This window comes from Azotobacter tropicalis (assembly GCF_059739045.1).
Map to the genome: position 1 here is coordinate 1,531,183 of NZ_AP046059.1, position 11,318 is coordinate 1,542,500.

The 11,318-nt window shown below is 63.0% G+C and carries 5 protein-coding genes, 1 tRNA gene, 2 rRNA genes and 4 pseudogenes (1 of these 12 running past the window's edge); 4 read left to right on the forward strand and 8 right to left on the reverse strand.

Annotated features, from left to right (window positions below):
* Positions 1-158: 158 nt before the first annotated feature.
* Positions 159-599 (forward strand): universal stress protein, encoded by a 441-nt coding sequence (locus Atro_RS07130; RefSeq protein WP_497927033.1) that lies wholly within the window; start codon positions 159-161, stop codon positions 597-599.
* A 37-nt stretch (positions 600-636) separates the two neighbouring features.
* Here Atro_RS07130 and Atro_RS07135 read toward each other — a convergent pair.
* Positions 637-1,316, reverse strand: a pseudogene (locus tag Atro_RS07135) (DUF6901 family protein).
* Positions 1,317-1,361: 45 nt separating this feature from the next.
* Positions 1,362-3,281 carry an ATP-binding cassette domain-containing protein gene (locus Atro_RS07140; RefSeq protein ID WP_497927034.1) on the reverse strand — a complete coding sequence of 640 codons (1,920 nt, stop codon included), beginning with the start codon at positions 3,279-3,281 and terminating at the stop codon, positions 1,362-1,364.
* 192 nt (positions 3,282-3,473) lie between these two features.
* On the opposite strand from Atro_RS07140, the gene Atro_RS07145 reads away from it, so the two are divergent.
* Complete coding sequence (locus Atro_RS07145; RefSeq protein ID WP_497927035.1) at positions 3,474-5,405, forward strand: transglycosylase SLT domain-containing protein; 1,932 nt, start codon at positions 3,474-3,476, stop codon at positions 5,403-5,405.
* A 1-nt stretch (position 5,406) separates the two neighbouring features.
* Here Atro_RS07145 and yegS read toward each other — a convergent pair.
* From yegS to moaB, 3 genes and pseudogenes are all read right to left on the reverse strand, one after another.
* A pseudogene (gene yegS / locus Atro_RS07150) lies at positions 5,407-6,359 on the reverse strand (lipid kinase YegS).
* A gap of 72 nt (positions 6,360-6,431) precedes the next feature.
* Positions 6,432-7,636, reverse strand: a pseudogene (locus tag Atro_RS07155) (molybdopterin molybdotransferase MoeA).
* A 4-nt stretch (positions 7,637-7,640) separates the two neighbouring features.
* A complete protein-coding gene (gene moaB, locus Atro_RS07160; RefSeq protein WP_497927036.1) occupies positions 7,641-8,180 on the reverse strand; it encodes a molybdenum cofactor biosynthesis protein B in 540 nt (179 codons plus the stop codon).
* Positions 8,181-8,312: 132 nt separating this feature from the next.
* Between moaB and mobA the strand changes: the two genes are divergently transcribed.
* A complete protein-coding gene (gene mobA, locus Atro_RS07165; protein WP_497927037.1) occupies positions 8,313-8,858 on the forward strand; it encodes a molybdenum cofactor guanylyltransferase MobA in 546 nt (181 codons plus the stop codon).
* Positions 8,859-9,046: 188 nt separating this feature from the next.
* Here the strand turns inward: mobA and Atro_RS07170 are convergent.
* A tRNA-Pro gene (locus Atro_RS07170) sits at positions 9,047-9,123 on the reverse strand.
* Between the two features lie 362 nt (positions 9,124-9,485).
* On the opposite strand from Atro_RS07170, the pseudogene Atro_RS07175 reads away from it, so the two are divergent.
* Positions 9,486-10,343: pseudogene (locus Atro_RS07175) on the forward strand (transposase).
* A 124-nt stretch (positions 10,344-10,467) separates the two neighbouring features.
* Here Atro_RS07175 and rrf read toward each other — a convergent pair.
* Together rrf and Atro_RS07185 are read right to left on the reverse strand one after the other, a co-directional pair.
* Positions 10,468-10,583 (reverse strand): 5S ribosomal RNA (rrf, locus tag Atro_RS07180).
* Between the two features lie 156 nt (positions 10,584-10,739).
* A 23S ribosomal RNA gene (locus tag Atro_RS07185) occupies positions 10,740-11,318 on the reverse strand; it runs 2,312 nt beyond the window's last position.

Sequence of the window (11,318 nt, forward strand, 5' to 3'; positions counted from 1 at the left end):
AATAATATGGGCACGGCCGTCGGTAGCCTGCCATGCCAGGCGCGGCCCCGGTACGGCCTTGCCATGGCTCAAGGAATCGCGCGTTAGTGCCGCCGGAGGCTTCTCTGTTCACACCGGCGCGTCATACTTGAGGCAGGCTCACCGCACAGGACACCACCATGCCTTACCAACACATCATGACCGCCGTCGATCTCACCGACGAATGCCATCCGGTCATCCGCCAGGCCATCGATCTGGCCAACCGCTTCCAGGCCGAGCTGTCGCTGGTGCACGTCGTCGAGCCGATGGCCATGGCCTTCGGCGGCGACGTGCCGATGGACCTGTCGACCCTGCAGCAGCAACAGCTCGACCAGGCGCGCGAGCGGGTCACGACCTTTGCCGGCCAGTATCCGGAGCTGCTGCCCGAGCGGCGGCATATCCTCTTCGGCCAGCCGCGCCAGGAGATCCACCAGCTGGCGCTGGAGAAGGGGTGCGATCTGATCGTGGTCGGCAGCCATGGCCGCCACGGCCTTGCCCTGCTGCTCGGCTCCACCGCCAACGACCTGCTGCACGGCGCGCCCTGCGACGTGCTGGCCGTGCGTCTGAAGAAGCCCGAATGACCGGCGCCCCCTCTTCCCGGCGGACGAGGGGGCAGTCTCAGTCCTCGCCGGCGCTCATCACCAGCGGACGGATCTTCGCGAGCTGGGTCTCCAGCGAATAGCTCATGCTGGAGGCCATGGAGAAGAAGGTCAGGAAGGCCTTGAGGTTCGAGTCGCTGCCACAGGTGCCATGGATGCGCTGCCAGAAGGCCTGGTTGACCAGCTGCAACTGCTGGAACAGACGCACCAGGCCCTTCAGCTCCCAGTCGGCATGGCGCCGCTCCCGGGAGTTGAAGTACTGCCGCGCCAAGTAGAGGGACACCGCACGCAGGGCGAACTCCTGCTGGCTGGCGAACGGCAGATGCTGCTGCGCCATCGGCCGCAGGCGGGCCAGCCGGGGGCAGGCGCTGGTGGCCATGATCACCCCGAGCAGCGAGCGTACGCCCTCCTCCAGGCTGACCTGCTTGCGGTATTCCCGCTCCGCCGTGCGTACCCAGACCTGCGCCTTCTGGAACGCCGGCAGGCCCTGGAAATCCTCGATCACCCCTGCAGGTCGAGCGCCGCCGGGCAGTGGCTGTACTGCTCCGGGTTCAGCGGGCAGTTGCTGCACTGCTGGTAGCCCAGACGCGTCCAGCCTGGCGCGTCCTGGGCATGCGCATGGTCGTAGCCGCGCTCCAGCTCGATGCGATAGCTGAAGGCGTGCCAGTCATCCAGGGTGATGCGGTAGTCGATTGCCATGGGTATCTTCCGGCCGGTCGCTGGGAAAAAGCTGCGGCGAGCCGGTCAGCCCTCCTCCAGCTCCGCCCAGCGCTCCAGCAGGCGGTCGAGTTCCTGCTGCAGGCCCTCCAGGCGGGCCAGGGCGGCGCTGGTCTGCTCTGCCGGCTGCTGGTAGAAGGCCGGATCGGCGATGCGCTTCTGCAGCTCGGCCAGTTCCGCCTCCACGGCATCGATCTGGGCGGGAAGCGCCTCCAGCTCGCGCTGCAGTTTATAGCTCAGCTTTTTCTTGGAAACGGTCGACGAGCTGGCAGTTTCCGCCATGGCAGTGGCAGCCGGTGCTTCCTTCTTCGACGTCCCGCCCTGCTCCAGGCGCTCGCCCACGCCTAGAAGGCGCGGCGAACCGCCTTGACGCAGCCAGTCCTGATAGCCGCCGACGTACTCGCGAACCCGGCCGTCGCCCTGGAACACCAAGGTGCTGGTCACCACGTTGTCGAGGAAGGCCCGGTCGTGGCTGACCATCAGCACGGTGCCGGGGAAGTCCAGCAGGATCTCTTCGAGCAGTTCCAGGGTCTCCACGTCGAGGTCGTTGGTCGGCTCGTCGAGCACCAGCAGGTTGGCCGGCTTGCTGAACAGTTTGGCGAGCAGCAGGCGCGCGCGCTCGCCGCCGGACAGTGCCTTGACCGGGGTGCGCGCGCGCTGCGGACTGAACAGGAAATCGCCGAGATAGCTCAGCACATGGCGGTTCTGGCCGTTGATGGCGATGAACTCGCGGCCCTCGGCAATGTTGTCGATCACCGTCTTTTCCGGCTCCAACTGGTGGCGCAGCTGGTCGAAATAGGCCACCTCCAGCTTGGTGCCAATGTCGATGCGGCCGCTGGTCGGCTGCAATTCGCCGAGCAGCAGCTTGAGCAGGGTGGTCTTGCCGGTGCCGTTGGCACCGAGCAGGCCAATGCGGTCGCCGCGCTGCAGGACCATCGAGAAGTCGCGGATCAGCGGTGCTTCGCCCGGGTAAGCGAAGGTCACGTCCTCGGCGACGATCACCTGCTTGCCGGACTTCTCCGCCGCCTCCACCTGGAAGTTCGCCTTACCCTGCCGCTCGCGGCGCTCGGCGCGCTCGGTGCGCATCGCCTTGAGCGCGCGCACGCGGCCTTCGTTACGGGTGCGGCGGGCCTTGATGCCCTGGCGGATCCACACCTCCTCCTGGGCCAGGCGCTTGTCGAACAGCGCGTTGGCGGTCTCCTCGGCGGCCAGCTGCTGCTCCTTGTGTACCAGGAAACTGGCGTAGTCGCCGTTCCAATCGATCAAGTGACCGCGGTCCAGCTCGAGGATGCGGGTGGCCAGGTTCTGCAGGAAGGCACGGTCGTGGGTGATGAACAGCACGGCGCCGTTGAAGCCGCTCAGGGCCTCTTCCAGCCAGGCGATGGCACCGATGTCGAGGTGGTTGGTCGGCTCGTCGAGCAGCAGCAGATCGGGCTCGGAGACCAGTGCCTGGGCCAGCAGCACGCGCCGGCGCCAGCCGCCGGAGAGTTCGGCGAGGGTCTTGTCGGCCGGCAGCTGCAGGCGGCTCAGGGTGCTGTCGACCAGCTGCTGCAGGCGCCAGCCGTCCTTGGCCTCCAGCTCCTGCTGGACGTGGGTGAGTTTCTCCAGGTCGGCGTCGCTGTGGATGTTCTGGCTCAGGTGGTGATACTGGGCGAGCAGCTCGCCGACCCCAGCCAGCCCCTCGGCGACCACATCGAACACGGTGCGCTCGTCGGCCCGCGGCAGCTCCTGCGGCAACTCGCCGATCTTCAGCCCCGGTGCGCGCCAGATCTCGCCGTCGTCGGCCTGTTGGTCGCCCTTGACCAGGCGCAGCATGCTGGACTTGCCGGTGCCGTTGCGGCCGATGATGCACACCCGCTCGCCGCGAGCGATCTGCCAGGACACCTTGTCGAGCAACGGCATGGCGCCATAGGCGAGGGAAACGTCGGTGAACTTGAGCAGAGTCATGGGCAGGGCCTCGAGGAAAATCGGCGCGCATTCTATCAGGCCCGAGCACCGACTACGCCCCGCTCCGCCCATTCGCGCGCGCAGCCCTGTCTGGCTTTTCGGTGCGCTGTCAATGAATGGGGCGCTACAGCTAAACTAGACAAGAGTTCCACCAGCCGAAATTCCGTCGCCACTCCTTCCCCGAGAAGAGTCATGCGCAGTCGATTGCTCAGCCTGTTTTTCTGCCTGTCCCTGACCCCCCTGGCCACTCCCCTTGCCGCAGCGGCCTCGCTCGGCGAGCAGCGCATCCTCTACGACCAGGCCAAGCAGGCACTGGCCAAGGGCGATGCCGGTCCCTACCTGCGCAACCGCCAGGCCCTGCGCGACTACCCGCTGGAGCCTCACCTGGCCTACGAGGAGCTGACCGCCCGCTTGAAAACCGCCAGCGACGGGGAAATCGAGGAGTTCCTCGCCGAGCATGGTGATCTGCCGCAGATCGGCTGGATGAAACTGCGCTGGCTGCGCTGGCTGGCCGAGCGCGGAGACTGGCGGACCTTCGTCAACTACTACGATCCGGCACTGAACTTCACCGAACTCGACTGCCTGTACGGCCAGTATCAGCTCGCCCATGGCCGCAAGAGCGAAGGTCATGCCCTCGCCGAAAAACTCTGGCTGGTCGGCAAGTCGCAACCCGAAGCCTGCGACACGCTGTTCGGGCTCTGGGCCGCCGACGGCCAATTGAGCGAGCAGAAGCGCTGGCAGCGTCTGCGCCTGGCTGCCGACGCACGCAACTACGGTCTGGCCACGCATCTGGCGAAAAGCACGCCCGGCCTCGAGCGCGAAGGTCTGCTGATGGTGGAGGTGGCGCAGAAGCCACAGATGCTGCTGAGCCAGACTTCGCGCTTCGCCCCGGCCAGCGAACGCATGGGCGACGTGGTCGGCCTCGGCCTGCGCCGCCTGGCCCGCCAGGATCCCGACAAGGCCTTGGCCCTGCTCGATGGCTACGCCCAGCGCATGCGGTTCTCCAACGAGGAGAAAGTGGCGATCGCCCGGGAAATCGGCCTGGCCCTGGCCAAGCGCTTCGACAGTCGAGCCCTCGAGGTGATGGCCAAATACGATCCGGAGCTGCGCGACAAGACCGTGGCCGAATGGCGAGCCCGCCTGCTGTTGCGCCTGGGACGCTGGGACGAGGCTTACCAACTGACCCGGCAGATGCCGCAGGAACTCGCCACCAGCAACCGCTGGCGTTACTGGCAGGCACGCAGCCTGCAACTGGCCCAGCCGCAGAGCCAGCAACCGACCGGACTTTACCAGCCGGTCGCCCGCGAGCGGGACTTCTACGGATTTCTCGCGGCCGATCGCATCCAGGTGCCCTACCAGCTGAACCACAAGCCGATGGCGCTGGATCCGCGGGTAATGCAGAAGGTGCGCAACACCGCCGGCATCTGCCGGGCACTGGAGTTTTACGCACGCGGGCAGGTCGTCGATGCGCGCCGCGAGTGGTATCACGTCAGCCGCCTGTTCAGTCGCGAGGAAATGGTCGCCCAAGCCAAGCTGGCTTATGACATGGGCTGGTATTTCCCGGCCATCCGCACCATCAGCCAGGCCCAGTATTGGGACGATCTGGATATCCGCTTCCCGATGGCCCATCAGGGCAGCTTGACCCGCGCCGCCAGGACTCGCGGCCTGCACTCGAGCTGGGTGTTCGCCATCACCCGCCAGGAAAGCGCCTTCATGAGCGATGCCCGCTCCGGCGTCGGCGCCGGCGGCCTGATGCAGCTGATGCCGGCCACTGCCCAGGAAACCGCGCGCAAATTCGGTATTCCGCTGAGTTCGCCGCGCCAGGTCTTCGACCCGGATACCAATATCCAGCTCGGCGCAGCCTATCTCAGTCAGGTGCATGCCCAGTTCGGCGGCAACCGGGTACTCGCCTCCGCAGCCTACAACGCCGGGCCGGGGCGCGTGCGCCAGTGGCTGCGCGGTGCCGATCACCTGGCCTTCGACGTCTGGGTGGAGAGCATTCCCTTCGACGAGACCCGTCAATACGTGCAGAACGTGCTGTCCTACTCGGTGATCTACGGACACAAGCTCAACGCCCCGCAACCCCTGGTGGAATGGCACGAGCGCTATTTCGACGATCAATAGATCAAGCGACGGGCGGGGCCTCTTCGGTCACGGGAAGCACCGGCCCGGAATTGCCGCTCAGCAGGGGCGAGTCGGCCGGCAGATGGATTCGCAAGGCAGCTGCACGGGTGGTGAAACGCAAGGACTGGCTGTTGGCCGGCTCGCCGTCCAGGTTCAGGTCGAGGCCTTCCGGCGCCTCGACCTCGATCCACGGCAGGCGCGCTCCGATAGAGATAGTTTCCGCCCCCAGGATGCGCAGGGAAATCAGCGTCCCCAAGGTGCTGAGCGGGCTTTCCGCATTCTCCGGCGCCGGCACGATGCACAGATCGAGCAGACCGTCGTCCACCAGCGCACCGGGGCAAAGCAGGTTGCCGCCTCCGGCCTGACGCCCATTACCGATGCCCAGCGCGAGAAACTCGCCCTCCCAGCAGAAGTCCGGCCCGCGGAAACGCCCGAAGGAGGCACGCAGCTCGTTGAAACGGGTCAGCCCGGTGAGCAGGTAAGCAGCGCCACCAAGGGCCTTCTTCAACTCTTCGGAAGTATTCGCGGTGACCTTCGAGCCGAAACCGCCGGTGGCCATATTGAGGAACAACTGGCCATTCACCTCGCCGAGGTCCACCGGGCTGGGTACGACGTCCAGCAGGGCCAAAGCCTCTGCTGGCGTCAAAGGCACGCCTGCTGCGCGCGCGAAATCGTTGGCCGTCCCAGCGGCAGGATCGCCAGACTGGCCTCGCTGCCGGCCAAGGCCATGGCCTCCGCCACTTCGCGCAGGGTGCCATCTCCCCCACCGCCGATGAGCGTCCGATAGCCTGCGGCCAGTCCCTCTTCGACCAAGCGGCGGGCATCGCCGGCTTCCCAGGTCAGACGTACGGCGATGTCCCAGCCCGCCTTGCGCTGGGCAAGGATAGCGGTTCGCAGTTCCTCGTTTGTCGCCTGCCGGCCATGCAATATCAGCCATGCCTTGCGCTCAGCCATCGCTCACCTCGGAGAGTCTTTCATCCCAGTATGGATGACGGAAGGATAACCGGTGCCTCGAGGCACGAACCGTCAGCCGAGCACTTCGCTCAGCGGAATGAAGCGCACCGGATCGCCTTCGGCCAGGGTCGTATCCTCGAGTATCTCGACCAACCCGTTGGCCCAGGCGGCACTGAGCAGTACGCCGGGACTCTGGTTCGGATAGAGCACGGCACGCCCCTCCTCCAGGCGTGCGCGCAGATATTCGCGACGCTTGCCGGGCTTGTTCCAGGCGAAGCCGGCAGGCACCAAGAAAGTCAGCGGTGTCACGGCCTGCACCCCGAGACGACGCAACAGATAAGGCCGAGCCAGTAGAGCGAAAGTGACCAGCGAGGACGCGGGATTGCCCGGCAAGCCGACCACGGGAATGCCGCGATAACGGCCGACGGTCAACGGCTTTCCTGGCTTGATGGCCAGCTTCCACAAGGCCAGCTCACCCTCTTCGCGCAGGACTTGACCGAGACAGTCCGCCTCGCCGACCGACACCCCGCCGGTCGAGAGAATCAGGTCGACGGCCCCCAGTTCGCCAAGACGGGTACGCGTCGACTGCAGATCATCGGGCAGGATGCCAGCATCCAGAACGCTACAGCCCAGACGCCTCAGCCAACCGAGCAGCAGGGTACGATTGCTGTTGTAGATCTGGCCCGGTCCCAACGGTCGGCCAGGCTCGACCAGTTCGTCCCCGGTGGACAACAGCGCCACCCGGGACGCCTTAGCACTGACAGCTCGACACTCCCCAGAGAGGCGGCCAGACCCAGCTGCGCCGGTCCCAGGCGGGTACCTGCAGCCAGTACGGTTTCGCCGCGACGAGCTTCCTGGCCTTGCTCGCGAATATTCTGCCGCGGACGCAGAGCCTGGGGGAAACGTACTCGTCCATCCTCAAACAGCTCAGTATTTTCCTGAAGCTCGACGCAGTCTGCGCCTGCCGGAACCGGTGCTCCGGTAAAGATGCGCGCACAAGTGCCGGGTTGCAGGGGCTCCGGCGCCTGCCCGGCAAAGATCGTCTGGGTGACGACCAACGGCTCGCCCGTCCAGTCGGACAGACGCAGGGCATAACCATCCATGGCGCTGTTCGGCCAGGGCGGCAGATCCAAGGGAGAGATCAGAGGCTCGGCCAGCACACGCCCTTCGGCATCGTCCAGCGCCACTCGTTCGGAGTCACTGATCGGCTCTTGTTCGGCCAGCTGCAATAGGCATTCGAGAGCCGCCTCAACGGACATCAGCGCGGACTTTTTCATCGGCCTACTCGCGGCCTCCACAAAGCGGTACCGGTTTTAAGTGAGGTACAAAGCTGCAAGGCCGATGGCGAGCATCCAGCTGCTCGGCAAGGATGCCGTCCCAAGCCGTGGCACACGCTCCCGTCGAGCCCGGCAGGCAGCAGACCAAGGTGCCATTGGCCAAGCCGGCCAGTGCGCGTGACTGCACTGTAGAGGTACCGATCTCTTTCATGGAAATATGCCGGAACAGCTCGCCGAAACCATCGACCTGCTTATCGAGCAAGCAAACCACCGCTTCGGGCGTGCTGTCACGCCCGGTGAAACCGGTACCTCCGGTAATCAGCACGACCTGCACATCCTTGTCGGCGATCCAGGCGGCGACCACCGCACGAATATGGTACAAGTCGTCCTTGAGCAGTAGCCGTGCCGCCAGCCTGTGCCCGGCGGCACTCAGGCGCTCGACAAGCAATTGGCCGGAGGTATCGGTCCCCAGGGTGCGAGTATCACTGACGGTCAATACTGCGATGTTCAACGGCACGAAGGCCGCCTCAACCTTGTGACTCATGCTGCCTTCCTGTGTTGTGGAAAAGTCGGGCCGGATTTATACCACAAGCCACCGCAGGAGCCATTCGATGACCGCCACCACTGCCCTGCCCCCTGCTCCGTGCTGCTATTGGCTGGAGGCCGCGGACAACGCATGGGCGGTCGAGACAAGGGCTTGCTGGAATGGCGCGGCAAACCGCTGATCGCTCACCTGCATGCGCTGACCCGACCTCTCACCGACGATCTAATCATTTCCTGCAATCGCAATATTGAGCGCTATGCGGCCTATGCCGACCGCGTGGTGCATGACGACAATCCGGATTTTCCCGGCCCTCTGGCCGGCATCCGCGCTGGACTGACGGTAGCTCGCCATTCTCAGTTGCTAGTACTGCCCTGCGATGCTCCCCTGGTTGATGCGGCACTTTTGTATGCCATGCGCCGGACTGCTGCATCTCACCCCCAGCAGCCCCTACTAGTGCGTCAAGGAAAGCAATGGGAGCCGCTATTCTGCTTGCTACCCAAAAGCTTGTTGGCAGCCCTTGAACGGGCCTGGCAGGACGGCGAGCGCAGCCCGCGCCGGATCTTTCTGACCAATGGAGCTACATGCTTGCAATGTCCGTCAGAGGACCCACGCCTAGCCAACCTAAATACCCCACAATTGCTGATCGCGACGGAAAGCAGAGCAAATCCCTACAGATGAGAGATCTTGGCAGTATCTTCGTTAGAAACATTAGCCAGGCCGGTGTTGTAGAACAGCCGTTCCGTTTACCGAATTCAGCTTCAGAAGCGCTACAGTCATAAGACCAAGGCGTGAGTAGGCTTAAAACAAAAACACCCGCACTAAGGCGGGTGTTTTTACAATTCTAGATAATCCAGAATTGGTGGGAATGGTCGGAGCGACTGGATTCGAACCAGCGACCTTCTCGTCCCGAACGAGACGCGCTACCAAGCTGCGCTACGCTCCGAAGATGGCGCGCATTCTACAGAAAAACTTTTTTCACACAATAGGTTAGATGAAAATTTTTATGAATAGACCAGGCAACGTAGTTGCTGCAAGCAAGCTATCGGCTATTGATCTTGTCCTGGCAGTCTCGAAGACTTTCGGGCTGATACGCTTTAAGCCCTTTATATGGACGCCACCCAAAGTTAGGTAGGCATGCTGGTGTATTAGCTTGAAAGCTCGCCGCTATTGTAATGTGGCTGCTTTTGCCCTGATCAACACGCCGGCTCGGATTGTCAGGGCAAATGCAGCCCACCATACACGTTCTGAGGAGGAGTGAACTGTCCCAGGTTTCCCGAAGACTCCAACCTCGGAGAGGATGGAACCATGAAGACAGCCACGAAGTATTTCCCTGAAGTCTGGCAGCGAGCGGTTCATATGGTGCTCAAGCATCAGGACGAGCATGAGTCGCAGCGGGTGGCGATCAATTCCAGCGGCCAAGATCAGTTGCACGACCGAGACGCTGCGTCGCTGGGCAAGACAGGCCAAACACGATACCGGACTGCGCAAGGAGCAGACGACGCCCGAGCGTGAATGGATCAAGGCACTCGAGCGGGAAGTGTGTGAGCTGCATCAGGCCAACAAGATCCTGCGTAAGGCTTCGGCGTATTTTGCCCAGGCGGAGCTCGACCGCCGCTTCTGCCCGTAGGATCATGTCAATCGCCAGTTCCGGCCAACCGGCCGAATACATGGTGAGTATCGGATTTCACTTATGTGTCGACCTGGCAGGGCTTTTTCTACGTGGCCTTCGCCATCAACGTCTTCATCCGACGGATCGTCGGCTGGAAGGTCTCCAGTTCGGCGCGTACCGATTTCGAGTGGGATGCCCTGGAGCAAGCGCTGTATGCCCGTCAGATGGTACGGGGCGGGCTGATCCATCATAGTGATAGAGAAGGGGGTGCAGTATGTCTCGACCCGCTGGCGGAGGCGGGTATCGAGCCGTCAGTGGGCAGTGTGGGGAACTCCTACGACAACGCCCTGGCCGAGACGATCAATGGCCTGCACAAGGCGAAGGTGATTCATCGCCAGTGCTGGATGAACCGCGAGGTCATGGAACTGGCCACGCTGACCTGGGTGGACTGGTACAACAACCGTCAACTGCTGGAGCCGATCGGCAACATACCGCCAGCGGAAGCTGAAGCGACGTATTATCGACAACTCGACGAGTCAGCCCTGGCGGCATAACTCAAACCAAAGAGCCTCCGAGATTTCCGGGGCGGTTCAAATTTCCCTATCCTGGTCCGGAGAAATACCTAACCAAACAAAAACCCCCGAGCCGTCTGTTGCGGCTCGGGGGTTCGGGATAGGCGCTTGACGATGACCTACTCTCGCATGGGGAAACCCCACACTACCATCGGCGATGCGTCGTTTCACTGCTGAGTTCGGGATGGGATCAGGTGGTTCCAACGCTCTATGGTCGTCAAGCAATTCGGTGGGGACGTCGCGGTCAGGCGCCATCCCGTATCAGGCATGTGATACTGCAGTCTCGGTGGCTTTGCGGTTCAGCCAAATTTTCGGCTCAGTCGGCTTCGACCTCACCCCTGCACCGCCCTGTCGGGGGCCAGATTGTTTGGGTGTTATATGGTCAAGCCTCACGGGCAATTAGTATGGGTTAGCTCAACGCCTCACAACGCTTACACACCCCACCTATCAACGTCGTAGTCTTCGACGGCCCTTCAGGGAGCTCGAGGCTCCAGTGAGATCTCATCTTGAGGCAAGTTTCCCGCTTAGATGCTTTCAGCGGTTATCTTTTCCGAACATAGCTACCCGGCAGTGCCACTGGCGTGACAACCGGAACACCAGAGGTTCGTCCAACCCGGTCCTCTCGTACTAAGGTCAGCCCCTCTCAAATCTCAAACGTCCACGGCAGATAGGGACCGAACTGTCTCACGACGTTCTAAACCCAGCTCGCGTACCACTTTAAATGGCGAACAGCCATACCCTTGGGACCGGCTTCAGCCCCAGGATGTGATGAGCCGACATCGAGGTGCCAAACACCGCCGTCGATATGAACTCTTGGGCGGTATCAGCCTGTTATCCCCGGAGTACCTTTTATCCGTTGAGCGATGGCCCTTCCATACAGAACCACCGGATCACTAAGACCTACTTTCGTACCTGCTCGACGTGTCTGTCTCGCAGTCAAGCGCGCTTTTGCCTTTA